The sequence below is a fragment of the Paenibacillus sp. FSL H3-0321 genome, assembly GCF_038002865.1.
Lineage (GTDB): Bacteria > Bacillota > Bacilli > Paenibacillales > Paenibacillaceae > Paenibacillus_AQ.
Map to the genome: position 1 here is coordinate 5,269,719 of NZ_JBBODH010000001.1, position 26,847 is coordinate 5,296,565.

A 26,847-nucleotide genomic window follows, 5' to 3' on the forward strand; every position below is an offset into this window, starting at 1 on the left:
GTCAACTTCAGTGCAGGGCTGTAAAAGGAAAAGAGCAGGGTTTCTCCCGTTATTGGAGAAACCCTGCTCTTTGTTTGTGGTTCAAACACTTGCTTTAAGAAGAGGAGGGGCTCGAACAAGTCCTCAAACTTTGAGAGTCACTTAATCTCCTTTGAATCGGTCCTACCGGCCCGGCCATTGCGTTACGGATATCAGGCCGGGCTGCTCTGACTAATGCCCCTCTTCCGCTGCTTCTCCATCGCTGGCAGTCTTGTCAGCCGCATCTTCCTTAGGGGGAATGCTCTTCTTCGGTGTGCCGTCCAGGCCATATTCCCAATCGTACGCGTCAAAAATTTTGCGGGCGACCGGTGCGGCACTGTTCGAGCCGAATCCCCCCTCGGGGATGACTACAGCCACAGCAAGCTTCGGATTCTCACGCGGAGCAAAGGCAATAAATACCCCGTTGTCGACTGTAAACTTCGTATTGACTCCATTGACTTTTCTGTAGTATTCCTGCTGGGAGGTTCCGGTTTTGCGTGCAAAGTCATAGGGGAAACCCTCAAATGCCTTAACGTCAGTATTCATTCCTTTAATAACTTCCCGCCAGTAGGACTTATCGAACTTCACTTCGTTCAGCACTTCCCTCCCGAACGTCTTTACGGTTTTGCCCGCCGAATCTGTGATTTTACTGACCAGCTGGGGTTTGATCCGTGTCCCCTGGTTTGCCAAGGTGGAAGCATATTGTGCTAACTGCAGCGCGGTGTAACGCCCCTGCTGCCCGAAGGAGGCAAATACCAGCGCCGATTGCGGACTGCCATTCTCAGCTTCGTCAAAATAATCGATGATGCCCTTGTGTTCTCCCGGCAGTCCGCTACCCGGAAATTCACCAAGTCCAAAATCTCTCATATATTTATCCCAGACCTTGACACCTTTTTCATGGTATTTCTCATAAAGCTTTTTGCCAATCATATCGATCATAAATACGTTGGAGGATTTCTCAATTGCTTTGGCAGGGGAACTAAAGTATCCGTAAGGATGACCGCCGGCATTGCGCACGGTTGTTTCGTGTCCTGCTCTGCCGAAGGTCGTGCTGCCTTTGTCCGTGTAGGTCGTGCTTGTTGTAATGAAACCTTCGTTCAGGCCGATCAATACGGTCAGCGGCTTGATGACAGAACCCAGGAAAACTGCCGATTCGAAGTTGTGGCCGGACCGCCCGGAAGAAATAGGTGTAATAGTACCGTTCAGATAATTTAGCATCAGTTCGTTCCATACCGATGGCGGAAGGGTACCCTTGGTCCACAGATTGGTGTCATAGTCCTCCATGCTGGCCATAGCTACAATATTACCGGTATCAACCTCCATGGCAACAGCGTAGCCGGTCTTGGCGTCGGGATGAACCTTTCCCTGTACCGGATTTCTGTGCACCCATTCAATCTGATCCAGGATAGCCTGCTCTGTCTTCAGTTGAACATTTTTGTTGATCGTGGTCCACAGGTCATTGCCTTTGACGGGTGGAACCACTTCCTCAATGCCTTCGGCTATGTTCTGTGCATTAACGCCTACCATCAGATATCCGTTGCGCCCGCGCAGTTCTCTTTGATACTGGAGTTCAAGACCGTCGTACCCGACAAACTCATCGTCCCTGTAAGCCAGACCGGGGTCTCCCTCATTTTTCATCGCCGCCAGGATGTTTCTATAAATATCCATGTCCGTTTTTTTGAACGGCTTGATATATCCAATCGTTTGTGAAGCTACCGTATCCTTGTCATAATGACGTTCATCCTCTTCACTTACCGTGAGATTGGGGTATTTGTCCTTGTGCTCCATGAAGTAGGCCACTTCTTTATTCGTTAGACCGCGTTTGATCGGACGCAGTATAAAGCCGGAATAAACTTTGGAATCCAGGTCCATGGCTTTCAGCACTGCTTCTTTGGTTAGTACTTCATCTTTAGGTACCTTGGCCCCATGTGTTGCGAAATCAGCTGCAAGCTCAGTTGCAAGAAGGCCGGCCTTGGCGACGGCCTCTGGAGTACGGGCAGTTTTTTTGGTCTTCTTGTCCGTCGAGGTTTCGGAATATTCTCTTGTTAAAGTAAAATATAAGGTCTGCACCGACGTCGAATAGGCCAGTTTCTCTCCAGCTTGGGCATAAATAGTCCCTCTGATTGAAGCAAGCGGTACACTTTTCGTATCCCTGCTTGTTTCCTCATCTTTGAGGGTAGGCCCTTCGACAAACTGTAGAATGGCAAGACGGACAATAATAATGCAGAATATAATAAACGTGCTGAAGAAAAACACATTGATGCGCAGACTAAGCGACTGGTTCATTTTTTGGTCATCAGATAAAGAATTTGATTTGAAAATAGACTTCACATGCAGCCTCCCCTACAGAGTAAATTGAGCCTGTTTGCAGATAGATTATTGAATGAAAATCAGACTTTACCATATTGTACCACAATATACCATCTAGTTTAAAAACGGATAACTATAGGAGGAAAAACGATGATTGAAGTAGCAGCGGCGATTATACATAATAAAGAAGGGCAGATATTGATTGCCCGCAGGCGGCAGGGCAAGTCGCAGGCCGGATTGTGGGAATTCCCCGGCGGCAAGCTGGAGGCCGGCGAAGATGTCCCGCAGTGTCTGCGAAGAGAGCTGATGGAGGAGTTGAATATCACCATACGTCCCACCGGGGCTTACGGGGTCAATGAGCATAACTATGGCAGTGTGCAGATCATGCTGATTGCCTGGAAAGCGGAGTTTCTGGAAGGGGAGATCAGTCTCAGCGATCATGATGAGTACAGCTGGGTGCTGCCTGCTGAACTGGAGAGTTTTGTTTTTGCTCCGGCCGATGTTCCTTTCGTAGAAAGATTGCTGAAAGAGTCCTGCTGATGCTGAGCTGAGCCGATATATAAATTTAAGGGAGTTGTTTGATTTTGGCTGAATATCCGAAGCTTGTGCGTGACGGCATTCCGGGGCTGATAACTTCTCAGGGACGAAGCTGTACTTCCCGAATACTGGAACCCGAAGAATACATAGAGTATTTGCGCGCGAAGTTGCGTGAAGAAACGGCGGAGTATTTCAAGGCCGAGAGCGATGAGCATGCACTGGAGGAGCTGGCCGATATGCTGGAGGTCATCCGCGCTTTGGCACAAACTCATGGAGCGGACAGCGAAGTTCTGGAGAACATTCGTGCAGAGAAGGCGGAGCGCCGCGGAGCATTTAAGGAACGGATTTTGCTGCTGCAGCTGGAGGAAGCACACTAGCGGACAATGAGGGAGTTGCCGCATGATTTTTGGTGAGGAGGTACATCCCATGTTCAAAAAGAAAGTGACTTTTACGCTATGTATTATTTCTGCAATTATACCCATTGTGTTTTACATCTACCTTTACCCGCGGATGCCGGATTTTGTGCCAATTCACTATGATGGGGATGTAGTTGACCGGTTTGTAGACAAAGGGAGCTACGAGGTGCTGTTGATCAGTTTGTTCGGCTGGTGCGGTTTTGTGTTTATCCGGCTGCTGCATTGGCTGCTGCGAAAAGTGTTCATGCGCAGCTACATTGAGAATCTCGCTGTAGTGCACCGGACCTGGAATGCGGCAACGCTGCTTGTGACAGTGGGTTGCTCCGCGACTAGTATATGTGCGCTGCTTGCTATGGCATAGGCGCAACCCTAACTCTTTTACAGGAGAAGCGCAGTTTGATAGAATCAAAGGGACTAGCAATAGTCCCAAGGAGGAGATATTGGTGTCAGTGGATAACGCTTACAAAGTAAAATGGGGCATTCTCAGCACGGGCTGGATTGCCCACCAGTTCGCTACAGATCTGGCTCATGCCAGTAACGGGACCGCTTATGCCGTGGGATCACGTACGCAGGCAAGCGCTGATGAATTCGCCAAAAATCACGGCATCCCCGTGGCCCATGCCACTTACGAAGATTTGGTGAGCGATCCGGAAGTGGACGCCATCTATATTGGCACACCTCATCCGTTCCATAAGGACAATGTGCTGCTTGCGCTGCGCGCCGGCAAAGCCGTGCTGTGCGAGAAACCGTTCACCGTGAACAGCAGTGAATTGGAAGAAATTGTGGCGTATGCCCGCGAGCAGAAGCTGTTCCTGATGGAAGCCATGTGGAGCCGCTACATTCCTGCGAACGTCAAGGTCAGAGAATGGTTATCTTCCGGAAGGATCGGTGATGTTCGTCTGGTGAAGGCAGATCTCGGCTTTCGTTCCGACTGGAATCCGGAAGGACGTCTGCTGAACCCGGCGCTCGGCGGCGGTGCGCTGCTGGATGTCGGCATCTATCCGATTTCATTTGCTTCAATGGTCTTTGGGCCTCATCCAGAAACCATCTCCAGCACCGTACATATCGGTGATACCGGGGTGGATGAGCATTTCTCGCTGCTGCTGTCCTATGGCGACGGCAAAAGCGCTTCACTGAATGGCGGTATCCGTCTCAAAATGCTGGAGGAAGCCCATGTATTCGGGACAGAGGGCCATATCCTTGTCAAAGGAACACTGGTGAATCCTAAGTCAGCTGAGCTTTACATCGGCGGTGAGCTGGTCGAGACCTTTGAGGATGACCGTACCTCGATCGGATATTCCTTTGAAGCCGAGGAAGTGGGACGCTGTCTCCAGGCGGGACTTACGGAAAGCCCGGTGATGACGCTCGATGAGTCCGTAGCCATCATGAAGCTGCTGGATCAGGTCCGTGGACAATGGGGACTTAAGTATCCTGGTGAATAAGAGAGCAATACTGTTATAACAGATTGGCGGCCCCCGGAGAATGTTCACATCACTCCGGGGGCCGCTGTATATCGGGAGTCGGACAGGAGCTTCCCTATATACGGAAAGATTATCGGCAAATATACTTTTTGACATCCCGCACCTTCAGTACCTTCATATTTCCCTTGAGCAAAGATCTATCACTTATTATCCAGGTATGATCTTTGGAGTTCCTTCTGCGGATCGCCAGGAAATTGTAAGGACTTCCCGCGTAGATTTTAAATCCTTTGCGGAGGCTGCGGGAGCAGAACTTCACGCATTCATTCCGGTTTAGATCTGGAAAATCCACCTGCTCCAAAACAGCACGTTTGATGAGTAAGGTTGCCCCTTGTACCTGAGAAACATATTGATCAGCCCGTTTGGGATAACGGAGCAGGAGCAGTTTTTTACCGTTCAGGTACATGAAGTGGGCGCGTTTGCCGACAATATCGGCATTGGTATCCACCATGCTGCGGCGGCTGCCGGACAGATAGCCAGGGACGTAATAATCATCATCGTCAAATTTGGCAATCAGCCCGTATCTGGCCATTTTCACGCCATAATTCAGGCAGGAACCCAGCGAGACATGCCCGGGCAGGCTATACACCCTCACATTAGGATATGGTAACGCGGCCCTGATATAATCGCTTAGCTTCAGGCTTGGATGATTCAAGATCACGATCAGCTCTTTATTCCTGTAATTCTGTCTGTCGTAATTGTGGAAAAGGGTGTCCATATTTTGTCGCCGTTTGGTGCACGTAATGACCGAAACCGCATCCTTCTCGTAAGCAAGATATGGGGAAATCATGAGCGGATATCCTTGGGCTTTTTCTGCACAAACTTTTTGTAATTTTTCACAGACGGAATCGTTTTATGATGAGCAATTAACTCTTTATCGCTGATGATCCAGGTATGATTAGAGGAGTTTTTCCGGCGGATGGCGACAAAGTTGTATTTTCCTGCGGAATACACCTTGTAGCCCATTTTTTTGCTCCTGATGCAAAATAGATCGTCTTCCCCAACGTTTCGATCCGGAAATTTCACTTTGCTTAATACGTTGCGCTTAATGAAAAGAGTAGCTCCCGGGAGTTTGCTTACGGGCCGGTTCTCATCATGTGGAAAGCGGAGAATCAGTGTTTTGGAGCCCTGCAGATACATATAATGCGACCGCTTGCCAATTACGTCGGCCTTTGTTCTGCGCAAGGCCTGCAAACTATCCGTCAAATAATAGGGGGCGTAATAATCATCATCATCAAATTTGGCAATATAGCTGTATTTCGCCTTCCGCACAGCGAAGTTTAGACAAGCGCCGAGAGAGGTAGAGGCAGGGATCCGGAAAATGTGTACATTGCGGAGCTTTTTGGCCTGCTTATAGTAGGACTCAAGCGGAATCTTATTGTTGTTCACGATGATGATCAGTTCTTTTGTCCGGTATTTCTGTCTATTGAAATTATTAAACAAGTTACGCAAATAACCTTGGCGGTTCGTGCAGGTGATAATGGAAACTCCCTGCTTGTTTAAAGAGCCTGCGGCACCGGCTTCCATTACATCGCTCCCTTTATCCGTGATCTTCCTTTACTATATATATGTGCACGGACAATGGCGGTAACGGCAGATGACGCGACAATGTACTGCCTACTATATAGATTGAACTTGGAAAATAAAAAAGGGGTGGAAGTGACGGAGGGGAAGTTTGGATACTTACGGAGCGACAGCGTCCGCCTTTGTCTGTGGATTTCAACCGCAAAGAGCGGAATAAAATCAAGAAATCTGCAGACAACAGCGGCCGGAAGTCCAAACATTCTCCGCAGTTACGATAATAACCCAAAATAGAAAGATCTTAAGTTCAAGCTATATAGGTATAACGTTGATATTTAGGAAATCATGCAAAGGAGCTACTGCTATGGGATTAGATATGGATCGTTATCAAGGCTGTCTGCAAGGGTTGGCGGTTGGAGATGCACTGGGGACCACAGTGGAATTCAAGGCCCCTGGCACGTTTGTGCCTATGGAGGATATCATAGGAGGCGGCGTGTTTGAACTGCTGCCCGGACAATGGACAGACGATACTTCGATGGCGCTTTGCCTGGCGGAAAGTCTGCTGGCGAAGCAGGGCTTTGACGCTGCTGATCAGATGCAGCGCTATACAGAGTGGTTCCGCGAGGGTTATCTGAGCAGCACGGGGGAATGCTTCGATATCGGCAACGCTACGCGGGCGGCACTGCAGCATTTCGAGGACACGGGGGAAGCTTACAGCGGATCGGAGGATCCCCGTTCAGCCGGGAACGGCTCGATCATGCGCCTGGCACCGGTGGTCATGTACTATGCGCAGCATCCTGCAGCTGCCATAGACTTTGCGGCACGCAGTTCAAGGACAACCCATGCCGCAGAAGAGTGTCTAAGCGCATGCCGCCTGATGGCCGCCTACATCCTCGCCGGGCTGCATGGCTGGCGCAAGGAAGAAATGCTGGCCCCTGATGCATTTGCCGAATGGCTTCAGCAGGACCTGCTGACACCGCATCTTGCCGACATTTATACCGGTTCTTATAAGCGGAAGGAGCCTCCGCAGATTCAAGGTACAGGTTATGTCGTTGAATCGCTGGAAGCGGCGCTGTGGGCTTTTCACAAATCGGCAAGCTTCGCCGAAGGTGCACTGCTCGCCGTTAATCTGGGGAATGACGCCGATACTACCGGCGCAGTCTACGGCCAAATTGCCGGAGCCTATTATGGTCTAAGCGGCATCCCGGCGGGCTGGGCCGGCAAGCTGGCGATGCAGGCGCTGATTAGCGACTACGCGGGGCGGCTGTTTACAGAGCGCACGGGGAGATAAGCGGGATAAGGGCCCCAAAAGCCCGCAGCGGGTTCGTTTACTCGGGACGGACTCAGGAGGCGCTATGGATAGTAAAATCCCTGTTTATTCTCTTTTGCGGACCCAGGCGACCTTATCTGCTCTGCATTCTAGCTAAAAACGGCCAGCAGGGAGAAATAACTGCGCTGGAGTCCGTTGTCCTCCTGTAACAGGCTAAAAGCCCCAAATAAGTGCAACTCGGTCCGTTTGTACTCAGAGCCAGGAATACACTTTCCGGACGCACATACGCCTTCGGAAGAAGAGCGAAGTCTCTGAAACTCCGAAACGTAAGCCTCCACCGAAAAAACTACCTAGTGGTGAAACGCCTTTCTCCGCATGTGATCAGAAAATGGTACTGTACCCATGATTCCTTAGGGCATACAGCGGCAGGTTTTGGCGGGGAAGCGGTTTGAAGACACGCCTTAGACTAATTGGTCAATCTGGCTGCCCGGAGGGATTTTTTCCTTATTTGCTTCTGCATAGATCTGTATTTCCGGCGTGGATGAAGCGTCTTCGGTTGCCGGACCCTTCTTGTCTTGCACATCTGCAGGAGATTCGTTCGGACTAACTGGCGAAGGGGCTGATTGTACAGCTTCTGTCATTTTATCCTGGGCGCTTTTAGCAATGTTCATGAGTTTCTGATCCAGATTGGAAGCTCTTTGGAATAGTCTTGCAGACTTCACAGGGTTACTGTTTTCCAAGGATTTCGCTTCAGTTCGCAAAGTGATTTGCGCCATTCTCACAGAACCGCTTTGCTTTAAATCATTATGGGCGGATATAACGCCGTTCAAGGTGTACGTTGTATAGGCAAGCTGCTGTTCCTCAGGCGTTTGTTTGTCCGGGCTCCACGATTTTTGGGAAAGCTCCTCCTCCTTCTTTTTTTTAGTGTCTTCATCCAAACCCTGTGTCTTGCGCTGGTTTTCGAGAGAATTCATTCGAATTTGCTCGTCCAGCTGCTGAATTTGCTCATCCAGGGAAGCTAGCTCGGCCTGAACCACTTCGGGACTATCCCCTCTTTTAAGGGCGTTGCCCACATACTCGGAACGTCTGTCGATCAGGGACTGCTTTTGCTCGGTCAATTGATTAATTAGCTTTGTCTGCGGATTTGCTGGAATCTTCATGTCTGGACCGGGCTTCTGTTCTGCCCCCTTTCGCTGTAGCCGACCGTGATCGACTAATGGAAGGGGAGAACGCTGAATAGAACGCGATACATTCATACGGAACCTCCAATTTGTAGATGTATATACTAAATAAAGTTAAAGATATGTATATATATCGGTCTTATCTGCCGTTTTGTTAATTAGTAAAGGGAGCTTATAATGAAAGTAGCAGTTCAGGAATAATAGGAATCATAATGGCTTAAGCAAGGGATGAGAGGGTGTAAAGTGAAAACAATATTGCTAAAGTACCTGACCAGATTCACATCTCTTAATGAAGAAGAGCGACAGGCAATTGTTAAGGAAATTCATATTGAGGAATACAAAAAAGGGACAACGCTCCTTAGACAAGGAGATGTCCCCACTAAATGTTATTTTGTAATGAAGGGCTGTGTGAGACAGTACTCCATAGATCAGGCGGGAAAAGAGTTCACATCTAATTTCTACACAGAAGAACAAGGCATTTCAAGCTTCAATCGTCATAAACATGATAAGTCATCCGAGTATTCTTTAACATGTCTGGAAGACTCCATATTGGTGGTTGGTGATCTTGATACCGAACAGGACATGTATCATAAACACTCCCAATTGGAGTCCATGACACGCAGGATGGTAGAGGCCAACTTTGGTGAAGTCCAAGAGGAATTCGCTGCATTTATCGGTTCTACACCTGAAGAACGCTACAAGACACTTTTGCTGAAACGGCCATATTTAGTCGATCGTGTACCCCAGCATCAGTTGGCGAGTTATCTTGGGGTTACCCCAGAGTCACTAAGCAGAATAAAAAAACGGATTAATCAGGAGAAGATTTGATCATCAGCCATATCCCAAACCCCAGTTCCCCAACAATCATTGGCACATTAAATACAAATTCAAGGATCGTAATGAACTCATCGTATTGTGGAAGAAACGAGTTGCAGAAGTGAATGATAATATATCCTGCTGCAGCAATTAACAATAAGATGCCAATGACTTTAGGGATGGTGTCAGATCGGAAAGCGACATAACCCACAATCATTAGATGCCCGCCAAAAATGATCAAACCGGCCGACCAGATCAATTCAAAAGCTTCCAAAAACAGCATCACATATCCCTGTAGTTGACCGGTTGTAAATAATGATAAATAGTCTGCGCCGCTCGAGAGAAGCATCACTAATAGCAAACTCAGTATGGCAATTCCCAATATAGCCGAATAGATAAGACGGAACCATGCACCGAGCAAGGACAGCTTTTTATCAATGGGCTTCAGGATAAGATAGAACGCCCAGGCAACTACGATGTCACAGATCAGGATGAGGAGCCAGCCAAAGATTTCAGCCCTGAAAAGCATATTGGATGACCTGAGATTGTTCAATGTAGCACTGGCATCGCCTTGTACAACCAGACTTCCATGAACATAACCATAGGAAAAATATGCTGCAATCGCCATGATGATAAGTGATATGCCGGCAGTTAGTGCTGTTTTCCGCAGTTCCAATCCTTCTTTAACTGGGGTAGTCATAATTAACCTCCTTGTTTACATTGTTGATTTCATTGTAAACGGCTAATTATGACGGAGCATTGACTTAAATCAAGAGCTTAATGGAACTGCTTAATCACAACATTTTTAAAGACCGCTGTTCCGCCTTCTGAGAATAAGGTAATGCCTTGATCGTTTAATTCCGGGAAAATGAGACTGGAATGCACGATGATACCCTCATCAATAAAGACTTCGACGCTTGTTTTATCGACAAAAATTCTCAGATGAACCTTCCTCTGGCTGGCATCGAATGGAGACGTGCTTTCAAGATATCGTCCACTCGTGTCAGGGTTTCCTGTATAAGCCCGATTGACGTAGGTGTAACCGCCCCCTACAGAAACTCCGACATCTACATGACGGCTTTTATCGGTGGATTCCCGGAGTCTAAATCCCATATTGTTGAGCTCAGACCAGGACATATCGGCCTCAAGCTCATACGAATTCCCTGTGAACGGAAGTGTTGTAGAGCCATTTACTTGGATTTCTTTATAGGAGACGGTTGAATCCGCCGCCTTACTTAGGGCTTCAAGCGGTTGCGAAGCCAGATGATAAATGCCGTTGCCAGTCTGTTTAAGTTCAATTTGACGAACAATAGAGTCCATTCCGTTAAAGCCTTCGTGCAGCGTCGGCGTATTATGGGGATATTCCCAATTGTTCATCCACGCTAAAGCGTAACGGTGAGCAGGGGGACCGCTGTTAGTCCCGTCTTCAAAGGTTACAGCGCCATACCAATCAAAGCCATAGTCCAGCCACTGTGGTTCCTGCCGATCAGGGACAAATGTCTTTCCGTCAAAAGCTCCTGTCCAGTAAGCGTAGGTGTTCGGCTTTCCTGATGCTTTCCCGTTGGCGCTGGCCCCAAGCACCCATTTAGAGGTCCCGTCGTCCGCAAGCATCACGTACAGATCGGGACATTCCACAAGCCCGATATTCTCCGTTACAAAACCGCTTGTATAGTGCCAGTCTTTTAAGTTCGGAGACTCGTAAAAACCTATTTTTGTACCTTCTGCCAAAGTCATGATCCATTTGCGGGAATGCTCATTCCACATGATTTTCGGGTCTCTAAAATCAGCAGTCCCCGGATTCGGCAGAACAGGAGTGTTGCTGTAAGCCTTAAATGATTTTCCCCGGTCGGTGCTATACCATAAATACTGCTCTTGTTCTCCCCCTTCGGCGGAGGGTTGTGTCACAATCGCGACAAGAGCGCCTTTTCCGAAACCTGAGGTACCTGCCTCGTCCACAACAACCGAACCTGACCAGACATCGCCATTAGGATTACTATATTTGGGGATGGCGATGCCTTCATCTTTCCAATACACCAGATCTGTGGATGTGGCATGCCGCCATTCCGTGCCATTCCCACTCGGATAATCACCGTTATACAAATAATAGTAATGGTAGGCACCATCGTAATAAATGGGCCTTTGCGGGTCGTTTTTCCACTTGTCTGGCGTTGTGAAATGATAGCTGGCCCGTAAGGTTTGCTTTGGATCAGAATCCTCGTCTTGCTTCAGTGGATTGTTCTTTCCCAAATAATAACCCGCTACTCCCAGAGTGATCACAAAGCTTAGACCAATGATCCCTATAACGAGCTGTCGTGTAAACGTCCGCTTATGGCTGCTCAAATGGATACCTCTTAGTTAACCGTTAATTGTCCTTGTTCCAGAACGCTGTCTTTAACTACCGAGGTCTTCGAGCCTTTAATGTTCAACAGGAAGCTTGGGGCGAAAGTGGACTGCTGGTCCTCATACAAACCTCTGTTAGTCATATAGCTTGTGATTACCACGTTATTTCCTTTCGCTTGCGGGATCGCGAAGTGAGAGTAAGTCCAGGTAACATCACTAGGATCAAGGTCCATATGCAGTACAAGCCCGCTTTTGTTCAACGGTTTGTAAGGACCCGTCAATGAATCTGCTACATAACCGAGCATATATACATCATTAGCGCCGATTCCATCAATGGTCATTTTGGAGCCTCTGGAATCGGTGAACAAATACCATTTGTTATTCATTTCAAATAAGTTCGCACGTTCAATTTCATCCGTTACGGTATTGGAGGCAATCAGCGGCTTCATCACTTTTTTGAGCGAGTAATCATCATTCAACTCAATAATACCCAGTGCGCCGTTCGCTAAGGTCGCAAGAGATTTCTTAGGACCGGACAACAATTTGCTTTTTTCAGCTTCGAAGAAGGGTTTGTTACCTCCATAATAAGTTCTGATGTCTAACGATTGTTCTCCCTGGTAACCTGTTTCCGTTCCGGTATTGGCTTCAAAAACAAGATATTTATGACCGTTATCTTCCACATAGTGTGGGTCTCTTAACGTGTGGTTATCGTCGTAGTTACCTTCACCGAATGCTTGATCCACATTTTGATAGAACTTGCTGTCTCCGTCAAAGATTGATTTGAGATCTTCCACGCCATCCACTTTCAGCGTATCCGCATCAGGCTTGGACACATTCACTTGAGCTGTCGTCAAGGTTTGCTTGCCGAAAAAGTTATTCGCCGGGTCCCAGCCTTGACGGTTGGTATAGAACAAGCGGACTTTGCCTTCCTTGGTCAAGGTTGCAGAACCGGACCATTCTTCGGCTTGGTTATTTAGAATCGGATCGTTTGAAACGTATTTATCACTATTTTTGAAAACTCTGCCGGCATTTTTCCAGCTATCAATCGAGGTGTCGCCTACTTTTTGATAGAACATGTATACGAAGGTGTCCCATCCTTTTTCAGGATCTCCCGCTAAAGCGAACACGATATGGTAGCCATTATATTCGGCAACGGTTCCGTCTGCGTTCTGAAGCGGCCAGCTGTCCCAAACATCCAGCTCAAGAGCATTGCCAGACTCATCCACTGTATTTGCAGTAGGAATGTTTTTGATGGTGGAAGCATCAAACGAAGGAACTTGAAAGTTTTCGCTTTTTTGTTGTTCCGGTATTTTCATCATGTCAGCGCGGGTAATGTGGGAAAAACCAAAGTCTTCTTTGTAATTCTTACTGTTATCTTCTTTGGCCAAAGCTGAAGCCCCGCCACCTGTAAGTAAAGCTGCTGTAAAGGTTACTGCTGTTGCTTGTCTTACCATCTTTTTGATATTCATTCTCCCGGTCTCCTTTTGATTTCGAATTTTTGTTGTTTTTAAACAGAAAAAAGACCTAAAAATACCATTGGGGATACGTAAAACGCATCGATTCCCAAACGGATTTTTAGGTCTTGCCTGCTTAACAGTAACAATCCCGACATATTTTGTTGTCGCGTTAATTCTATAATTTTATAACGGGAAATGGCTATAGACTGAAATCCCTATTTTTTTTGAGGATGATACTAGGGGGATTCGATGTTGTTTTGATATCAAGGGTCTAAAGTCCTGCGTTATTTGATTTCAATATATTACCATCCATTGACCGTGTACAGATCCGATCAATTTCCATGGCGATAAATACCAGCTGGCTGTCGATGAAAGTATACCCGTAATCTTCTTCAACCTGATCGCCAACCTCCTTGGCCTGCAAGTAGGCCCGGGTGTAGCGTTCTTTGGCAATTCGTACAATTTCAGGGTTCAACTCATTGAGAAGCTTGCCGGTTTCATCAGATTTCAGGACGTTTTCAAGCTGAGTCACCAGACGCTCGTAATTGGCGGAGCCTCGTTTGAGCGTAACACCGGCAGCTTGTTCCACACCTTCAGCAATATCACGGATCATTGCTGCCATTTCGGCATCTGTTCCGTGAGCTCCGGCGTTTTTCCAGGCAGTATGGATATGCATGGCGATATATCCGACCTCGTCCTCGGGAATTTCGACCTGCAGTGTTTCATAGATAATGTTTTTGGCCTGTTGTCCAATCTGGAACTCTCTCGGATATAAAATGCGGATTTCATCCAGCAGCGTGTTCTGGATCATCGTTCCTTTAGCGATCCGCTCCAAAGCGAAGGAGAGGTGATCTGTCAGTGCAATATGAATATGCTCATTAAACGTCACTTCCAGTTCACGTTCAGCATAAGAAATAATTTGTTCGGACGCGGTAATCTCTTCTTCAGGCAGTGTCCTCAGCATTTCCTGCAAATGGCCGTATTGATCCGGGTCATCCATAATGAACACTTTTTCAATAAGGGACGGATCTATAATATCGTTTTTTCCTTTCTGAAAAGCAATACCGGAACCCATGACAATCTTTTCCTCTCCAAGGTCGTTTACCACAACCGCGTTGTTGTTCAGAATTTTTTTGATTTTCATGTTATTCTCCTATGCTTGTTTGTTCCTTAAGAAGTCGCTTGTCAACCCCTAGAATCCAGGTGGCCGTAAAGGCTGTTATTGCTGCCAGTAGAAAACCAATCAAATAATGGATAAGATTCAGCTGCCCGAGCTGGACGGTAAAGGCGATCATTGGAATTCCGGTTAAGCCGAACGAATCAGCTGCCACCTGATAATAAGCTACATAAGCCCCTCCGGCGGCACCTCCCAAAGCAGCGCCTAAGAATGGGCGGCCAAGCTTCAGGTTGACGCCGAAGGTGACCGGTTCGGTGATGCCGAGAAAGGCGGTGATTGAAGCGGGTAGGGCTATTTTTTTCAATGCTTTGTCACGGGTTCTGGCATACACGGCCAGTCCGGCGGCAGCTTGGCCGATATTCGCCATAGACCAGATGGGAAGCAGGAAATTGACGCCGACGTCCGGATTGGTGATCAATCCGATTTCAATTGCCTGAATGCCATGATGCAGACCGCTCACGACAACAGAGCTGTAGATTCCGCCAAGCAGCAGACCGAAAAACGAACTGCCGTATCTGAACACCACTTCCAGCAAGCTGCTAAGAGAGCTGCTCAGTTCGTAGGTGAGTGGACCAATGACCAGAATCGCAATGCTGCCCCCGGCGGCAAGGCTTAAAAAGGGGATCAGCATAACAGCAGTCGATGATGGAAGAATCCGGCGCAGGCACTTCTCAATTAGACTCATTAGCAATACCGCAAGAATCGTAGGAATTACGGCTCCTGGATACCCGAACTGCGGCGTTAATAATAAATTCTCGGAACTTATCGGTGCTCCTCCGAATCCGGTGACCTGCAATAGATCAGGACGGGTCATGACAACGCCGATTGCAGCGCCGAGCGCAGGGGTGCCTCCAAACCGCTTGGCCGTGTGATAACCAAACATCACAGCCAAAATCTGAAATGCTGAACCCGTCAACAATGACAAGGTTCGGAACGGGACACTCTCCGGCTGCGCCCAGCCGAAGGCTTCCATCATACTGAGCAGGCCCAGCAGCAGGCCGACCCCGACAAAGAGTGGAATCATGGGCACGACGATATCGGAAAAAAAGCTTACCGCATCGACAATCTGTCTAAACATATAAGGAAGTAGAGCCCGCTTGGACCCGGCAGTGCTGTCCGGGCTTATGGATTCAGAGGGTCCGGCAGACTGAACCTCTTCCTGCTGTGTTAGCTGGCCGTCTTGAAGGATGCGGACAACCTGGCGGTGCACCTTAAAGACGTTGGCCGATCCCAGTATAATTTGCAGCTGTTCGGCTCGAAAGAACACGCCCTGAACCTCCTGCATGCCGGAAAGGCCGGCTTCGTCCACTAGGGAACTGTCCCGCAGTCTAAGGCGAAGCCGGGTTGTGCAGTGGATGGCTTCTAATACATTGCCGGATCCTCCGGACAGCCTAATCAGATGTACAGCCAATTCCCTTGCCGAACCGCGGATCTCCTTCGCAGTCTCTCCAGCCTGTTCCGGGCGGATATTCCCTTGCGTCATTACTGTGCCTCCCAACCATTTTGCTCAGCGGCTATCTCAGGAATCTAATTGTGACAATGATCGATTCTAAAATCAATGGTCAGGAATTACCACCTTATCAAGAAAAAACAGGTATTCCGCCTTAGTTTGAAACTTAGTGAGCCGAAAAACGATCACTTTCCAAATGGAAAGAAGCACTGCTCATTTAGAAACGGGAGGAACAAGCGAACGTACGTGCTGCACTGTAAGAAAATACTATAAAAGGGGGTGTCGCACATGATCGTTCATCAAGCGTATAAATACCGCATCTACCCGAATACCGAGCAAAAGCTCCGCCAGCGGCAGCTCGGTCTTCAATAACAATATGGTTACCGGAACACCTTCGGGCAAGTTCCTGAATACTTCCACAAGCTTTACTGTTTCAGGAACGGGGAATAACTGGTAGTAGTCAGGGCGATGAAAAGGTAGAACAGAAGAGGCCGTCCTTTGCCGAGGAAGGTCTCCTCTGCTTGTTGACAGATATCCAGCATCTGGATACGATAGACTGAAATAGAGCAATTCGAAAAGAGGCTTATGTATGTCACGAGGTTTTCGTTTCATCAAGTTGAGATAAGATGGCGCCTATCAATTTTTTGAATCCTGCAGTCAAGGATTTATTTGATTTGCCGTTTTTCAATCAACTGGTGAGATGGAGGCCTTTTTATGCCCGGATTTAGCGGCAGGGGACAGCTTTGCCTTGTTATATACAGATGCCCAAGCACCGGACGGCGGATTTTGCCTGTCTGTGGTTTGGGCTGATTGGTTTGCCCTTATACCTCCGTCTCATCTGATTTCTAATTCTATGGAGGTACACTCGTATGAGAACGAAAGATTCTTTTACCCATCCAATGCTTGAAATCGCAGCCAGTTGTTACAGCATAAGCAGCGGCCAGCTCCGTTACCTTGGAGGCAGCCAGAATATGGTTTATGAGGTTCAGCAGGATAGGCATGACCGCATATTGAGAATCACTCCAGGCTCTAACCGTTCTAAGAAGCTGATCCTAGGGGAGCTGGACTGGATTTTGTTTCTGGCGAATGAAGGGGTTTCTGTCTCCACACCCCTATTGTCCAGGAACGGTGAATTAGTGGAAGTTATTGAGCAAAGAGATGGATCTTATAGCTGCGTTTGCTTCGAAAAAGCCCGTGGCAGAACAATCAGCTACCCGGAATGTCTTCAAGATCATCTGCTGTATGAAAAACTGGGGCAACTGACTGGCAAACTGCATGCCTTGTCCAAAAACTATCAGCCACAAGATCCTCAGAACCAAAGACAGGATTGGAGCGGGAATTGGTTCCTGCAAAATATGGACCTGATTCCTCCATCTTTTGATTTTGATGAAGCCGAGTACAGCTGGTTTGCAGAGGATATCGCGGTTCAGCTGTATTATCTCGTCTATGTGTACGGTGGTGAAGAAGGAAAGGACAGCCGGGAGGACCAGGCCCGCCGGTTTATGGCTCATTTTATGAAAGGCTATACGCGTGAGAATACGCTGGAGGACTATTGGATGGCCCAAATCCCGCTATTTCTAATGCTGAGAGAAATGATCGTATATATCGGTGTTTTCCGCAATTACGACGGGGATGAATCCTTCAGCAGCTTAAATAATCAGTGGCTTAAGGACTGGATCGCGGAGAGTAAACAGAGGATTGAACAATCCATTCCCATTGTGGACATTTGGAACAGAGGAGAGAATACGAAATGGAATTGAACAACAAAAAACTTATTATTATTGATGGCATGCCGGGTTCCGGGAAAACGACCTGCGCGACGATGCTCTCGGATCAATTGTCTGCGTGGAATGTATCCAACCGGTGTATTCTGGAGCTTGAAGACAACCATCCTTTGTTCATACAGGGCTACAAATTCAGCTCCTTTGAGGATGATGCACAGGCAGATCTATTCATAGAAGGGCTGCAAGCCCTGTTCAGGGCTTTTGTTCAGGAAAGGCTGGCCAGTACGCAGGATATCACGATTATTGAAAGTGTATTGTTTCAGGATGCCATAAACTGCGCTTATCATATGGGCATGAATCATGATCAATTGCTCAATTTCTCGTCGGCACTGCAGGAGATATTATCACCACTGGAACCGCTGCTCATCTACTTTTACCAAGTGAATGTTGAAGGGCAATGGCGGTTTATTTGCAGTGTGCGCGGGAACGAATGGGGGCCGGTGGCTCTGCATACGGATGATGATTTTAAGGAAGCCGCTGAGTTGTGGGGCGGGAGTCAGGCGTTTGTAAGAGCAATTGTTGACTCTTGGGACATCCCGAAATTAATTATTGAGAATCAGGATTATTTATGGGATGAATATGCTGATAGCATTAATCAATTTATAAAAGATAACCTTTGTTAGCATTAGTATTCGAAACCACTCCGCCAAAGGAGTGGTTTTTCGATTGCAGCCTGCTCTCATCAAACTCTAATCTGCCTGCAAAGTCTTTCTCATGGATTGTGTTGTACCCTAAGGTCGATCAATCACAAGAATCGGAGGAATGACTATGAAAGGTTCAATATTGAAGTATGCAATGAAGTGTCTACTGGCGGGATTATCCCTGGTACTGGTGCTGATTTATACGGGCCGGGGCGGCCTGGGGCTCATCTTTGCACGGCAGCTGTCCGAAGCGGATTTCAAGACCACGCCGCTTGCGCGGGCAAAGGCTACGGCAGCGGGATTTTCTTTTGACAAAGGCATGACAAGCATCTCCTTAGCGGATAACATCCAATCGGTTGCTATCAAGAACCGAAATGGCTCAATTGAAATAAAGCAGGGCAGCGGGAGCGCTATTGAAATTCATACAACGGTGGTTGTAGATCAAGCGGGTGAGAAGGAGGCGGCGGCTGTTGCGGAGAAGACTGAGCTTCGGGTGAAGGAGGGGACGGTTCTGGATATTGAGGCCTACAGTGAACGTTATGGCAGAAGCCATCATAAGGAGGCAAGTATTCATCTGACCGTTACCCTGCCCAAGAAAATGGCAGCGGATCTGCAGGCAAATATGAGCAACGGCAACATCAGCTTATCAAAGGTTCTCAGCATCGGCACAGTTAAGCTCTCGTCAGCGAACGGCAACGTTGATGCCAAAGGCATCGGCAATACTATTTCCCTGCGGAGCGACAATGGCACCATTCATGTGTCTGATGCGGAGCAGGCTGTTCAGGCCACCGTGATGAATGGGGATATTGTGGCTAATCAGATCGCCGGACCGCTCGACATGGAGACCATGAACGGCAACCTGTCTTCCAAAGAAGCCGGCTCCACGATCGAAGCCGTATCATCCACCGGGAACATCCGCATTGAAAGTCGAAAGGTTGGCGGCAACTGGGCAGTTTCCTCAAATGTAGGAAATGTGTACCTGGCTTGGCCCGGGAGCGCGGAGGTGGAGGTCGACGGGAAGACGGCCTTTGGCGAGCCGCAGACTGATTTTCCGCTGGCGGTAAAAAACAATCACGTGACCGGAACCATTGGCAAAGGGACTTATCGTATAGAAGCATCCTCCATGGCCGGGTTATCCTTAATGAAAACCAGATAAGTAAGTGGAGAGGTGAGGGCAGGAGTGAAGGAGCGCGTCTTAATCATCGAAGATGAAATGGCAATGGTACGGCTGCTGGAATTGGAACTCTCGTATGAGGGCTATGAGACTACGATTGCAAGTGATGGGCCTGATGGGGTGGATAAAGCCCTGAGTGAGAGCTTTGACTTTATTCTGCTTGATCTGAATTTGCCCGGAATCAATGGCATAGAAGTATGCAAAAGAATCCGTGCAGCAAAGCAAACGCCGATTATTATGATCACGGCGAGGGATACCGTAAGTGACCGGGTCCGCGGGCTGGATACCGGTGCGGATGATTATGTGCCGAAGCCATTCGCCATCGAGGAGCTTCTCGCCCGCATGCGTTCGGTGCAGCGCAGACTTCAGACCAAAGAGACCGGGGACATGCTCAGTGCCAAAGATTTGACGTTAAGTGTAGCCTCACATCGTGTAAGCCGCGCGGGTCAGGACATTGAATTGTCGCAGCGCGAATTTGAGCTGCTCAACTGTCTGCTGCAACACAAGAACCGGCTGATGCATCGCGAGGCGCTGCTGAATCTGGTATGGGGTTATTCCTATGAAGGTGAGACGAATGTCGTGGATGTCTATATCCGGTATGTGCGTATGAAAGTGGATGAAGGCTTTGGAGAAAAGCTGATCCATACCGTCCGCGGAAGCGGCTATATCTTAAGGGATTGAGGTGGCGGACTTGAAGACATGGACGTTCTCCCGTAAAGTCAGCGCATCCATTGCGCTGGCGTCTCTTATGGTGGCAATCGTGCTCAGCGGCTTTGTATATATCATGTTCAGTCAGTGGACAGAAGGTCAGGAAGTCAATTTGCTGGAGGCCAAGCTCAGGCAGTTTGAGCTTCAGATTGGGGAGGTTTCCTTCTTGCCTTCACTGCTTAAGCCGGGAATTGGAAAAGGCAGCGGAGCCGCAGCGGTGCTTAAACCGGATTTGTCGTCATTTGCGGCTGACCTGGACAAGGGGCAGCGGCTCCAAATGCTGGATTCGAAGGAGCGGGTATTGGCGGAGGCGGGGATAGGGGGAGTAGATAAAGCCGTCAGATACAAGGCTGAAAATGACATGGATTTACCCGCATACGGGTCTGTTAAGCTGCGGCTTACAGACAGCGGGTATTCAAGGACAGCGACAGCGGTGCGGGAAGTAGGCAGAATTCTGATGTTTGGCTTATTAATCGCAGCAGGAATAGCAGTTGTGGCTGGATGGCTTGTAGCCCGCTCAGCCTTGAAGCCAATTCGCAGCATGATAGGGGAGGTTCAGAGCATCGGAGCCAATAATTTATCCCGGCGGCTGCAGCTGCCTGCCGCGAGGGATGAGCTCTATGAACTGGGAGCAACCTTCAATGGGCTCTTGCATAAGCTTAGTGTCTCCTTTGACCAGCAGCGGCGCTTTGTCGCCGATGCCTCGCATGAGCTTAAGACACCGCTCGCCATCATCGAGGGGCATACGCATATGATGCAGCGGTGGGGGAAGAAATCGCCGGATGTGCTGGAAGAGTCGCTCGCCTTCATGATGGATGAAACCAGAAGAATGAAGGAGCTGATCGCCCAGCTGCTGCTGCTTGCCGAAACGGAAGAACCTCTGCCGGACGTTGCCGGTGATGGAGGCTGCGATCTTAAGGCAACCTTGAATGAGCTGCTTCCCCAGAGCGTACATGTGAATCCTGAAGTGAAGCTGTGTTATGAAGAGGAACGCAGCGGGGAAGCGCTGCTGATCCGGATGCCTGCAAGCGCAAGCTATCAGGTGCTGCGCAATATTGTAGAGAATGCGCTGAAGTATACGCCTGAAGGCGGTACGGTAAGTCTTGAGCATTTCATAGAAAATGGACAAGTGATTGTGTCTGTCGCGGATACGGGGATGGGGATTTCCTCCCAGCAGCTGCCGCATATCTTCGACCGCTTCTACCGCACAGAGGGATCGCGGAACCGGACTCAGGGAGGTTCCGGGCTTGGCCTTGCCATCGCCAAAGCCATTATGGAGCGGTATGGGGGTTCCATTGTAATCGAGAGTACGCCGGGGCAGGGGACGAAAGTGACGCTGCGGTTTGTCCAAGGGTAAATGTTGATGATTTTTGTTCAGGATATGAGTACAGACCTCAAGGAGCCTTCTCAGGATGAGAGGGCTCCTGCCTTTATATGGCGGTATGTCTTAACTATGCCGGCTTTGATTGAATCTTATTTTCCTCCAAAAACTGCCTTATTTCTTCTTGAGATTCAGATGGAAGTAATCCACATATCACATTATCCTTTGTATGTATCTCCAGCAACAAACGATTTGTGACCGTATTCAATTTGCCGAATTTGTAATAGCTGATAAATTCCCAGGGGATCACGTTCCCCTCTTGGGAGATGCCGTATTCTCCGATGTACATAAGTACTCGGTCATGGTTGGCGACAACCGGAAGAACCAGCATGAAAACATAGGAGAACCAGTGATCCTCGATCACATGGCTGACCTTGAACATGTACAACAGCCACAGAACCACAATTGTACTCACGTATAGCAGAGTGACCACAAGCAATAATTTATGTGGATTAAGTCTGGCTGGATCATAGACGCGAATTTGCCCGGCTGCCGACCAGTTGGCCTTGTATTGTCTATAGGCATAGTAGAGAAACCACGGGTTGATTACACAATAAGTCAAATTTAGCACCATTATAAATATGGACTGAATCGTCATACTACCGCCCCGTTCTTCGGAATCCTGTCTGTTTAAGCTCTGAATTTCCCCATCCAGTCCGTGGCCCAGTCGACCAGAGGTCTTTGCGCTAGCAGCCGTATTTCGGCATTGCCGATGTGATGAATCTTGAGATTGATTTCTTGCTCGTATTCATTCCCTAACGTGACAAAATCACTGTCATCCACCGACTGGGTCGAATAAGTGAGCCACTCCCGCTTGCCGTCCACCAGAACTGCGCTGCTCTCGTCTACCATGTGCTTACCGGGGAAATCAGCCCGGGCTTCGGCCAGATGCAGGGATGTATTCCTGTCGTGGCCGACGCCAACTAAGAGGACATAACCATTTAGCTGATAAATTTTGTCCAGTGGCGATCCGGCACCAAAAATATTGCTCAAATCATGGTCCGTCGTAATATAGGCTGCATGTCTGCCTACTGCTGCTATGGAGCGGGCGGGGTGATCCGATCTTTGGGCTCCCGGCCATTTGCGGAGCATTTCAGCCGCGGCACCCATGCCGATGGCCGGAGTAACCTCTTTATCATAGGCGGGCCAATGCTCCCGTATCACAGGCCACCATTCTGCCGGTTCCTGCCAGTGGACGCCTGTCGAAGGATCGAGATTTTTCCAGGTTTGCGAAGGCATGACCAAAGTGCCGTCTTCCCCCACTATCTCCAGTAACGCCCGGATTAAGGTCTCCGCACCTCCCACGACAAAACCCAGCTTGCTTAGCGAGGCATGAACAAACAGGGTTTGCCCTGCCGCCACTCCGCAGCCTTTAAACTGCTGGATCAGGTCTTCCTTCGTTAAAATGGCTCTTGTTTCCTGCAGCTCAGTCATAGATAATTCCACCTTTATACAAAAATAACCCCGCATAAGCTGCGGGGTTGTCTCCGGGTGCTTCCGGAAAACAGTGCCCTTGAATTCGGAAATTTACTAAATTATACCACGGAAATACCAGCTGGGAATAGCGAATTACACTGTACTAACCCATGGGCGGAACAAGTTACAGGTAAAGAAGTGGGAAGTAGAAATTAGAGTAAAATGAAAGTTATGTTTACTTACATCTGAAAATATTTTCTAGTTAAATGTCATTTAATATAACATTAAGTTATTGACAACTCTATCTTTTTATCTATAATGATGTATAAGCAATAGGCGGTGACGTAGTTACCAATGTTCCCGTGATATTTTATAACATTATTATTAGCTATGAAGGAGTGATCGCCATGATCGCTTCCGCCGGACAATGGAAACAGGATATTTTACGGATCTATAACGAAATCAATAAGAGGATGTTCAACGCCGGTGTTAAGCAGCAAAAGGTTGATTTTGTAGGAAACAAGATTATCATTTTATCCATCAACAGCCGTGTACCTGTACTGAAGGTGCTGGATACCCATGATGCTTCGGCCAGCAGGGAAATTAATCTGGTGCTGCATGAGGTATTCAAGCGTCAGATCAAGCAGGCTTTTATGGATGAATTTCAATTGAATATCAAAGCCGTTCTTAAAGATTATGATGTGGAGACCGAATATTCCGGTACGATCATAATTTTGGAGAAGGATTTGGAGCATTACCTGAACGTTACGCTGGAACTCTGAATGTGGGAGAGCCGGCCTGCCGTCAGTTTTCAGACAATAGCCCTGGGGCTGTGTCTAAAACTGGCGGCTTTTTGTTTATCCATTGAATTTCTGCACATGATCACAAAATTCTGAGGGGGATGAAGCGATGAAGGCCAAGATTGAAATTTCAGGGGTAAGCAAGTGGTTCCGCCGTGACGGCAAAGAGATTATCGCCATGCAGGAAACGAATCTATCCATTGAAGAAGGGAGATTTGTCAGTATTATCGGTCCCAGCGGCTGCGGCAAATCTACCCTGTTCAACATTATTGCCGGACTGATGCCTCCATCAACCGGCCGTGTCCTGGCAGACGGTGAGGATATTATCGGGAAGACCGGACATGTCGGCTACATGCTGCAGAAGGATATGCTGCTGCCCTGGAGGACCATTCTGGACAACATTATTCTCGGGATGGAAATCCGCGGAGTGCCGCGCAAAGAGGCGGTTGCCAGAGCCCAACCTTTGATGGACCGCTACGGGCTGAAAGGCTTCGGCAGCCATCATCCTGCAGAGCTGTCGGGAGGCATGCGGCAGCGGGCAGCGCTGCTCCGCACACTTCTGTATGACAGGGACATTATTTTACTGGACGAGCCTTTCGGCGCGCTGGATGCCCAGACCCGGCTGACGATGCAGAACTGGCTGCTGGAAATTTGGGAGGACTTCAGAAAGACGGTATTGTTCGTAACTCATGATATTGACGAGGCGATCTACCTGTCCGACGACATCTATGTATTCTCCGGCCGCCCGGGCAGAATTATTTCCAAGATTTCTGTGGACATGCCGCGTCCGAGACATAAAGAGGATACCGTATCGGCTTCTTTTATGGAGCTTAAAGCTCATCTGCTGGACCTGCTGTCCGGCGGCGGAAGCGAAGAGCCGGCTGCACATATCTCGTAAGTATACTGCTTTCGAAGTGAGTTTTGTACGAAGAATATCGATGAAGACTAACCACACAAAACTTTTAGGGGGAAAACAGGATGGAAAGTGTGCAGAAGAAAGGGTACGTCATTCACAAACTGGAGGCGTCCGGGAACAGCGCGGTGAAGCCGGACAAAAGGCAGGCGGAGCCGTTCATTCAGGACGAGGAGGCGGTGAAGCGCCGGACCGGCAGGATTATCAGCATCGGGCGTCTCTCGGTAGCGCTGCTGGTTGTACTCTGCTGGGAGCTATTTACACGGATCGGCTTGATGGATTCCTACTATTGGAGCAGCCCGCTCCGCATCCTTAGCACGACCTGGACACAGATTATGGAGGGAACTTTGCTTGAGGATATTGCCTACACCTCAAGTTCCACCATTCTGGGGTTTATCGGCGGAACCCTGCTGGGCTCGCTGCTTGGTCTTTCCTTCTGGTGGTCGAAGAGATTTGCCGGAATCAGCGAACCGTTCCTCATTCTGCTGAACGCAATGCCGAAGCTGGCGCTGGCCCCTGTGCTGGTGATTCTGCTGGGCATCGGGTTTTTCTCCAAGGTAGCGCTGGCTTTTGCCATGACGGTGGTGGTTGCGGCCTTGTCGGCACACAGCGGGGTGCAGAGTGTGGATAAGGATATGGAGAAGCTGATGTACTCGCTGGGCGCGAAACGCCATCAGGTCTTTACGAAAGTGGTCATTCCCTGGGCGATGCCCTGGATGATCAGCAGTCTGCGGATTAATATTGCACTTTCGCTGGCCGGAGCCATTGTAGGAGAATTTATTGCTTCCAGTCACGGGATCGGCCGGATGGTCATTTATGCCGGGACGATTCTTGATATCAACCTTGTTTGGGTGGGGGTAGTGGTCTTGTCGGTGTTGTCGATGGTCATGTATGCAGGGGTAGTGCTGCTGGAGAAGTGGCTGTCCAAAGGGTATGGAATGAAGAAGGCGTAAGGCGGATTGTTCTATTTCATAAGATAAAGGGGAGAAACAAATCATGAAGTTGAAAAAAGTAAAGCTGTCCGCCGTCCTGCTGCTGGTCTCCGCCATAATTCTGCTTGCGGGCTGTAGTAATAAGGAAAGCGCCGAAGCCGCAGCCGGCAAGGAAGGTCTAAAGAAGCTTGTGATTGCCGAACCTTTGCATTATACAGGTTATCTGCCGCTGTATGTGGCGCAGCGCGAAGGGTATTTTGCGGAAGAAGGGCTTGAGGTCGAAATGCTGCAGGCTACCGGCGGCACGCATGTGACTTCGGTGGTCAGCGGGGATGCCTGGGGCGTTATCGGCGGTCCGGAATCCAATGCGCTGGCGAATACCGGCAATTCGGACCCGATCATTTCGGTAAGCAATGTCGTCAACCGTGCCAATGTGTATTTGATGGCGAAGAAAGGGACGGCTCCGCCAGGAAGCTCCGATGAAGAGCTAAAGGCCTTTCTTCAGGACAAAAAAATCAACGCCGGACGGCATGGCGGAACGCCGAACCTTCTGACCCAGTATTTGCTGCTGGAGCTGGGGCTTGATCCGCAGAAGGATGTACGTCTGCTGGAACCGGCGGATGGCTCAACCGTTGTAGCCATGGTTCAGCAGGGTGCGGCTGACATTGCGAACGGTGCCGAGCCGCAGATCAGCGACGGAATGGATAAAGGCGTGTGGGACGAGCCATTTTATAAATTCCATGATATGGGCGATTATGCGTATTCCGTATTGAGCGTGAAGAAATCTACCCTTGAGAAGGACCCGGAAACGGTGCAGAAGGCGGTGAACGCCGTGGTCAAAGCCTTAAAGGCTATTCAGGAGGACAAGACGATGGCGATGAAAGTGCTGAAGGCCGAATTTCCGACCCTTTCGGATACGGCGGCGCAGGCAGCACTTGACCGCGCTTATGAAGACAAGCTCTGGAGTCCGGACGGAATCATCTCGGAGGAAGCGCTGGACAAGGATATGAATGTAATGATCAAGACCGGGATTTATAAAGGCGAATATACGTATGACGGGCTTGTCGATATGCAGTTTGTAAAGAAGACCGCAGAGAAGTAAGCGCCGCAGGGCCTTCAAAAACTAA

At 48.8% G+C, this 26,847-nt stretch carries 27 protein-coding genes; 16 read left to right on the plus strand and 11 right to left on the minus strand.

The annotated features are described in order from the left end of the window. Positions 1-210: 210 nt before the first annotated feature. A complete protein-coding gene (locus tag MHI45_RS23605) occupies positions 211-2,304 on the minus strand; it encodes a peptidoglycan D,D-transpeptidase FtsI family protein (protein ID WP_083675590.1) in 2,094 nt (697 codons plus the stop codon). Between the two features lie 174 nt (positions 2,305-2,478). Between MHI45_RS23605 and MHI45_RS23610 the strand changes: the two genes are divergently transcribed. The 4 genes from MHI45_RS23610 (at position 2,479) to MHI45_RS23625 (ending at position 4,723) form a co-directional block, all read left to right on the plus strand. Continuing rightward, positions 2,479-2,868 (plus strand): (deoxy)nucleoside triphosphate pyrophosphohydrolase, encoded by a 390-nt coding sequence (locus MHI45_RS23610; protein WP_076110364.1) that lies wholly within the window; start codon positions 2,479-2,481, stop codon positions 2,866-2,868. A 44-nt stretch (positions 2,869-2,912) separates the two neighbouring features. Beyond that, positions 2,913-3,242 carry a nucleoside triphosphate pyrophosphohydrolase gene (locus tag MHI45_RS23615; protein WP_076110363.1) on the plus strand — a complete coding sequence of 110 codons (330 nt, stop codon included), beginning with the start codon at positions 2,913-2,915 and terminating at the stop codon, positions 3,240-3,242. Positions 3,243-3,291: 49 nt separating this feature from the next. After that, complete coding sequence (locus MHI45_RS23620) at positions 3,292-3,642, plus strand: DUF1648 domain-containing protein (RefSeq protein ID WP_076110362.1); 351 nt, start codon at positions 3,292-3,294, stop codon at positions 3,640-3,642. Positions 3,643-3,724: 82 nt separating this feature from the next. Then, positions 3,725-4,723, plus strand: coding sequence for a Gfo/Idh/MocA family protein (locus MHI45_RS23625; protein ID WP_076110361.1), 999 nt, complete (start codon positions 3,725-3,727; stop codon positions 4,721-4,723). Between the two features lie 109 nt (positions 4,724-4,832). Here MHI45_RS23625 and MHI45_RS23630 read toward each other — a convergent pair whose 3' ends face one another. Then, the gene (locus MHI45_RS23630) at positions 4,833-5,549 is read right to left on the minus strand and encodes a glycosyltransferase (protein ID WP_076110360.1); all 717 of its coding nucleotides are present in this window, start codon (positions 5,547-5,549) and stop codon (positions 4,833-4,835) included. Continuing rightward, positions 5,546-6,286 (minus strand): glycosyltransferase, encoded by a 741-nt coding sequence (locus MHI45_RS23635; RefSeq protein ID WP_076110359.1) that lies wholly within the window; start codon positions 6,284-6,286, stop codon positions 5,546-5,548. The genes MHI45_RS23630 and MHI45_RS23635 overlap by 4 nt, the downstream gene beginning before the upstream one ends. Positions 6,287-6,644: 358 nt before the next feature. On the opposite strand from MHI45_RS23635, the gene MHI45_RS23640 reads away from it, so the two are divergent. Beyond that, positions 6,645-7,571 carry an ADP-ribosylglycohydrolase family protein gene (locus tag MHI45_RS23640; protein ID WP_076110358.1) on the plus strand — a complete coding sequence of 309 codons (927 nt, stop codon included), beginning with the start codon at positions 6,645-6,647 and terminating at the stop codon, positions 7,569-7,571. 440 nt (positions 7,572-8,011) lie between these two features. Here the strand turns inward: MHI45_RS23640 and MHI45_RS23645 are convergent, their stop codons facing one another. Beyond that, a complete protein-coding gene (locus MHI45_RS23645; protein ID WP_076110357.1) occupies positions 8,012-8,806 on the minus strand; it encodes a hypothetical protein in 795 nt (264 codons plus the stop codon). Between the two features lie 168 nt (positions 8,807-8,974). Between MHI45_RS23645 and MHI45_RS23650 the strand changes: the two genes are divergently transcribed. Continuing rightward, a complete protein-coding gene (locus tag MHI45_RS23650) occupies positions 8,975-9,559 on the plus strand; it encodes a Crp/Fnr family transcriptional regulator (RefSeq protein WP_076110356.1) in 585 nt (194 codons plus the stop codon). Here MHI45_RS23650 and MHI45_RS23655 read toward each other — a convergent pair. From MHI45_RS23655 to MHI45_RS23675, 5 genes are all read right to left on the minus strand, one after another. Next, complete coding sequence (locus tag MHI45_RS23655; RefSeq protein ID WP_076110355.1) at positions 9,540-10,247, minus strand: DUF4386 domain-containing protein; 708 nt, start codon at positions 10,245-10,247, stop codon at positions 9,540-9,542. The genes MHI45_RS23650 and MHI45_RS23655 overlap by 20 nt on opposite strands. A gap of 77 nt (positions 10,248-10,324) precedes the next feature. After that, positions 10,325-11,794, minus strand: coding sequence for a glycoside hydrolase family 32 protein (locus MHI45_RS23660; RefSeq protein WP_256718091.1), 1,470 nt, complete (start codon positions 11,792-11,794; stop codon positions 10,325-10,327). Between the two features lie 104 nt (positions 11,795-11,898). Then, complete coding sequence (locus tag MHI45_RS23665) at positions 11,899-13,356, minus strand: glycoside hydrolase family 68 protein (RefSeq protein WP_076110353.1); 1,458 nt, start codon at positions 13,354-13,356, stop codon at positions 11,899-11,901. Between the two features lie 259 nt (positions 13,357-13,615). Then, positions 13,616-14,488 (minus strand): PRD domain-containing protein, encoded by an 873-nt coding sequence (locus MHI45_RS23670; protein WP_076110352.1) that lies wholly within the window; start codon positions 14,486-14,488, stop codon positions 13,616-13,618. Between the two features lies 1 nt (position 14,489). Then, positions 14,490-16,004 carry a PTS transporter subunit EIIC gene (locus tag MHI45_RS23675; protein WP_083675583.1) on the minus strand — a complete coding sequence of 505 codons (1,515 nt, stop codon included), beginning with the start codon at positions 16,002-16,004 and terminating at the stop codon, positions 14,490-14,492. Positions 16,005-16,259: 255 nt separating this feature from the next. Here MHI45_RS23675 and MHI45_RS35235 point away from each other — a divergent pair, with 255 nt between their 5' ends. From MHI45_RS35235 to MHI45_RS23700, 6 genes are all read left to right on the plus strand, one after another. Further along, positions 16,260-16,343, plus strand: coding sequence for a helix-turn-helix domain-containing protein (locus MHI45_RS35235; protein WP_076110351.1), 84 nt, complete (start codon positions 16,260-16,262; stop codon positions 16,341-16,343). 497 nt (positions 16,344-16,840) lie between these two features. Beyond that, positions 16,841-17,731: a phosphotransferase enzyme family protein gene (locus tag MHI45_RS23680; RefSeq protein WP_076110350.1), complete on the plus strand. Its 891-nt coding sequence runs from the start codon at positions 16,841-16,843 to the stop codon at positions 17,729-17,731. After that, on the plus strand, positions 17,722-18,378 hold the full coding sequence (locus MHI45_RS23685) for a hypothetical protein (RefSeq protein ID WP_076110349.1): 657 nt from the start codon (positions 17,722-17,724) through the stop codon (positions 18,376-18,378). The genes MHI45_RS23680 and MHI45_RS23685 overlap by 10 nt, the downstream gene beginning before the upstream one ends. A 145-nt stretch (positions 18,379-18,523) precedes the next feature. Continuing rightward, the gene (locus MHI45_RS23690) at positions 18,524-19,552 is read left to right on the plus strand and encodes a DUF4097 family beta strand repeat-containing protein (RefSeq protein WP_076110348.1); all 1,029 of its coding nucleotides are present in this window, start codon (positions 18,524-18,526) and stop codon (positions 19,550-19,552) included. Positions 19,553-19,576: 24 nt separating this feature from the next. Next, positions 19,577-20,251, plus strand: coding sequence for a response regulator transcription factor (locus tag MHI45_RS23695; RefSeq protein WP_076110347.1), 675 nt, complete (start codon positions 19,577-19,579; stop codon positions 20,249-20,251). A gap of 10 nt (positions 20,252-20,261) precedes the next feature. After that, positions 20,262-21,635, plus strand: a complete 1,374-nt coding sequence (locus MHI45_RS23700; RefSeq protein ID WP_076110346.1) for a sensor histidine kinase — start codon at positions 20,262-20,264, stop codon at positions 21,633-21,635. 94 nt (positions 21,636-21,729) lie between these two features. On the opposite strand, the gene MHI45_RS23705 is transcribed toward MHI45_RS23700, so the two are convergent. Beyond that, positions 21,730-22,257 (minus strand): DUF5673 domain-containing protein, encoded by a 528-nt coding sequence (locus MHI45_RS23705; protein WP_076110345.1) that lies wholly within the window; start codon positions 22,255-22,257, stop codon positions 21,730-21,732. Positions 22,258-22,289: 32 nt separating this feature from the next. Further along, positions 22,290-23,093, minus strand: a complete 804-nt coding sequence (locus tag MHI45_RS23710) for an aminoglycoside N(3)-acetyltransferase (protein ID WP_076110344.1) — start codon at positions 23,091-23,093, stop codon at positions 22,290-22,292. A gap of 389 nt (positions 23,094-23,482) precedes the next feature. Here MHI45_RS23710 and MHI45_RS23715 point away from each other — a divergent pair, with 389 nt between their 5' ends. The 4 genes from MHI45_RS23715 (at position 23,483) to MHI45_RS23730 (ending at position 26,822) form a co-directional block, all read left to right on the plus strand. Further along, positions 23,483-23,857 (plus strand): Na-translocating system protein MpsC family protein, encoded by a 375-nt coding sequence (locus MHI45_RS23715; RefSeq protein ID WP_179091728.1) that lies wholly within the window; start codon positions 23,483-23,485, stop codon positions 23,855-23,857. Positions 23,858-23,984: 127 nt separating this feature from the next. After that, on the plus strand, positions 23,985-24,773 hold the full coding sequence (locus MHI45_RS23720) for an ABC transporter ATP-binding protein (RefSeq protein WP_038586322.1): 789 nt from the start codon (positions 23,985-23,987) through the stop codon (positions 24,771-24,773). A gap of 80 nt (positions 24,774-24,853) precedes the next feature. Beyond that, entirely contained in the window at positions 24,854-25,741 is an 888-nt protein-coding gene (locus tag MHI45_RS23725; RefSeq protein ID WP_076110343.1) for an ABC transporter permease, read from the plus strand. 43 nt (positions 25,742-25,784) lie between these two features. Further along, complete coding sequence (locus tag MHI45_RS23730; protein ID WP_076110342.1) at positions 25,785-26,822, plus strand: ABC transporter substrate-binding protein; 1,038 nt, start codon at positions 25,785-25,787, stop codon at positions 26,820-26,822. Positions 26,823-26,847: the final 25 nt, after the last annotated feature.

Coding starts and splice junctions, on each gene's coding strand:
- MHI45_RS23685 (WP_076110349.1), top strand. CDS start 17,722: ATGGAATTGAACAACAAAAAACTTATTATTATTGATGGCATGCCGGGT.
- MHI45_RS23605 (WP_083675590.1), bottom strand. CDS start 2,304: ATGAACCAGTCGCTTAGTCTGCGCATCAATGTGTTTTTCTTCAGCACG.
- MHI45_RS35235 (WP_076110351.1), top strand. CDS start 16,260: ATGATCGTTCATCAAGCGTATAAATACCGCATCTACCCGAATACCGAG.
- MHI45_RS23710 (WP_076110344.1), bottom strand. CDS start 23,093: ATGACTGAGCTGCAGGAAACAAGAGCCATTTTAACGAAGGAAGACCTG.
- MHI45_RS23725 (WP_076110343.1), top strand. CDS start 24,854: ATGGAAAGTGTGCAGAAGAAAGGGTACGTCATTCACAAACTGGAGGCG.
- MHI45_RS23655 (WP_076110355.1), bottom strand. CDS start 10,247: ATGACTACCCCAGTTAAAGAAGGATTGGAACTGCGGAAAACAGCACTA.
- MHI45_RS23645 (WP_076110357.1), bottom strand. CDS start 8,806: ATGAATGTATCGCGTTCTATTCAGCGTTCTCCCCTTCCATTAGTCGAT.
- MHI45_RS23715 (WP_179091728.1), top strand. CDS start 23,483: ATGATCGCTTCCGCCGGACAATGGAAACAGGATATTTTACGGATCTAT.
- MHI45_RS23720 (WP_038586322.1), top strand. CDS start 23,985: ATGAAGGCCAAGATTGAAATTTCAGGGGTAAGCAAGTGGTTCCGCCGT.
- MHI45_RS23705 (WP_076110345.1), bottom strand. CDS start 22,257: ATGACGATTCAGTCCATATTTATAATGGTGCTAAATTTGACTTATTGT.
- MHI45_RS23640 (WP_076110358.1), top strand. CDS start 6,645: ATGGGATTAGATATGGATCGTTATCAAGGCTGTCTGCAAGGGTTGGCG.
- MHI45_RS23635 (WP_076110359.1), bottom strand. CDS start 6,286: ATGGAAGCCGGTGCCGCAGGCTCTTTAAACAAGCAGGGAGTTTCCATT.
- MHI45_RS23680 (WP_076110350.1), top strand. CDS start 16,841: ATGAGAACGAAAGATTCTTTTACCCATCCAATGCTTGAAATCGCAGCC.
- MHI45_RS23730 (WP_076110342.1), top strand. CDS start 25,785: ATGAAGTTGAAAAAAGTAAAGCTGTCCGCCGTCCTGCTGCTGGTCTCC.
- MHI45_RS23665 (WP_076110353.1), bottom strand. CDS start 13,356: ATGAATATCAAAAAGATGGTAAGACAAGCAACAGCAGTAACCTTTACA.
- MHI45_RS23620 (WP_076110362.1), top strand. CDS start 3,292: ATGTTCAAAAAGAAAGTGACTTTTACGCTATGTATTATTTCTGCAATT.
- MHI45_RS23675 (WP_083675583.1), bottom strand. CDS start 16,004: ATGACGCAAGGGAATATCCGCCCGGAACAGGCTGGAGAGACTGCGAAG.
- MHI45_RS23690 (WP_076110348.1), top strand. CDS start 18,524: ATGAAAGGTTCAATATTGAAGTATGCAATGAAGTGTCTACTGGCGGGA.
- MHI45_RS23670 (WP_076110352.1), bottom strand. CDS start 14,488: ATGAAAATCAAAAAAATTCTGAACAACAACGCGGTTGTGGTAAACGAC.
- MHI45_RS23630 (WP_076110360.1), bottom strand. CDS start 5,549: ATGATTTCCCCATATCTTGCTTACGAGAAGGATGCGGTTTCGGTCATT.
- MHI45_RS23610 (WP_076110364.1), top strand. CDS start 2,479: ATGATTGAAGTAGCAGCGGCGATTATACATAATAAAGAAGGGCAGATA.